The 1649-nt window shown below is 54.9% G+C and carries 3 protein-coding genes; all 3 read right to left on the reverse strand.

The genetic code is table 11. From position 1 onward, the window contains the following. Positions 1 to 18: 18 nt before the first annotated feature. The 3 genes from KGA83_RS27810 to KGA83_RS27820 all read right to left on the reverse strand — a co-directional run bounded on the left by KGA83_RS27810 (position 19) and on the right by KGA83_RS27820 (position 1484). Positions 19 to 225, reverse strand: a complete 207-nt coding sequence (locus tag KGA83_RS27810) for a co-regulatory protein PtrA N-terminal domain-containing protein (protein ID WP_108219966.1) — start codon at positions 223 to 225, stop codon at positions 19 to 21. An 81-nt stretch (positions 226 to 306) separates the two neighbouring features. Beyond that, positions 307 to 960 (reverse strand): hypothetical protein, encoded by a 654-nt coding sequence (locus tag KGA83_RS27815; RefSeq protein ID WP_108219967.1) that lies wholly within the window; start codon positions 958 to 960, stop codon positions 307 to 309. 245 nt (positions 961 to 1205) lie between these two features. Then, positions 1206 to 1484, reverse strand: a complete 279-nt coding sequence (locus KGA83_RS27820) for a DUF2790 domain-containing protein (RefSeq protein WP_108219968.1) — start codon at positions 1482 to 1484, stop codon at positions 1206 to 1208. Positions 1485 to 1649: the final 165 nt, after the last annotated feature.

Consider the following 1649-nt stretch of genomic DNA (forward strand, 5'->3'; position numbering starts at 1 on the left):
GGGGACGCGCTACACCGATCAGCCGTTGCTGCGGTCGGTCGCCTTGGCTTTGCTTTGGGCGACAGCGGCTTCAGCCTTCTGTTTCTGGGCAACCTGGAAGGCTTTCATCGAGACTGTCCGGGCCGACTCCATGCGTGCGACGGTCCGGTCACCGCCACCGGTGGCCATCGCCAGAGAAGAAGCGGTCAGGGTGGCGACGACGAAGAGAACTTTCATGGATTTCATTTGGGTATCCTCAAGTGAAGTGTGTTAACGGTTAAAGCGCAATTCATTGGCGAGCGCTGAACGTCCTTGTTCAACCGGACTTCACCAGCCAGCCAGGGCGGCGTTGCCTGGTGTCCCGGTGCCTTGCTCCAGGCGCGCTTGGGTGTCTTTGTCTTTGGCCCAGGCAGTGAGCAGTAGCATCATCCCGAACCCACCGACGATGAGCACCGGATAGGCGGCCAGCAACTCCAGCAGGGAGTACTTCCAGGCCAGCGGACGACCAACACCCAGCAGGGCGGCATAGAACCACGACACGCCAGAGAACGCCCCCGAGAACAGCGCCAGCATGCGCAGGCTGAAGGAGAGTTTGAGTAACGAACCGGCCTTTTTCAGCGCCGGCAATACAGCGCGATGCAACACGAAGCCGTTAATGGTCAACAGCACAACGATGCCGATCTTGGCTTGTATTTTTGGATTGAGGAAATACTCCATTCCCTTGCCGGCATAGTCGATCCCGACAATGGCAACGCCCGTAATCCAGAGCACGACAAGTGCAAGCGATACGGTTTTTTGAAGACTGTCCATGTGCGCGTCATCATGGTGACCCGACACATCGCCCTTCAGGAGTTGCTGGACCATTGCAATGTCACTGGTCAACACCAGCCCGATTGCCACGCAGCAGGCGATAAGATGGAAATATACAACGCCCAAGCGCAAATATTCCACGGTGGACGAAGAAAACATACTAAGTTCCATGGTTACCTCTTGGATTCAATAGTGAATCGACCTGGCTCTCGGCACGGCATAATTAGAGTTTACCGTTGCTGATTTCAGTTAAGACTCGGCCATTACGATTAGTTAATTAGTTAATCTTGCGGCATGATGCTGCGAAGATAAGAGCGACGCTTGCGAATGAACTTTCAGTCATTCGAATGTTCTCATTTTCAGGTAACAACAAACATCATCCGCACGGGGTGCCAATGAGGTTTAACTTGCGCTGATCAGGCAATGCTGGTGGGGTCGGCGGGGCTTCCACCCCATTCGAGGAAACGGATCTTGTGAATCTCGCCCTCGCTGTCTTCGTAGACCAGGGTCACCGGCACCATGCCGGTCTTGTCGGAGGTATCGGTGCGCTGCAGTACCCGTTTCACATCGATGTCCATTCCGTAGTGGTATTCGACGGCGGAGACATGCGCGCCGGGATCTTGCAGGCTGTTCTGGTCGAAGACACTGGGTGCGAGACTGGATATCACTGCACTGACAATTGTGGCGATGCTCATAAGGCTGACCTCTTTTGTAGTTCGCTTGACAAGGACCTAATGTGACACGTGATGAGAGTGAAGTTCACAGTACCGCGACGAACGTGCCCGCCTGAAAAGCCTGTAGTGGCTGCAAACTCCCGGCAATTCCCCGCGCTTGACGCCTCTCGACCGTTCGTCCTTAAA

It is taken from the genome of Pseudomonas sp. GL-R-19 (assembly GCF_019956375.1).
Lineage (GTDB): Bacteria > Pseudomonadota > Gammaproteobacteria > Pseudomonadales > Pseudomonadaceae > Aquipseudomonas.

What these genes read in the sequence shown, in the direction of transcription:
- KGA83_RS27820 (WP_108219968.1), bottom strand. Translation starts at nt 1,484, where the DNA reads ATGAGCATCGCCACAATTGTCAGTGCAGTGATATCCAGTCTCGCACCC.
- KGA83_RS27810 (WP_108219966.1), bottom strand. Translation starts at nt 225, where the DNA reads ATGAAATCCATGAAAGTTCTCTTCGTCGTCGCCACCCTGACCGCTTCT.
- KGA83_RS27815 (WP_108219967.1), bottom strand. Translation starts at nt 960, where the DNA reads ATGGAACTTAGTATGTTTTCTTCGTCCACCGTGGAATATTTGCGCTTG.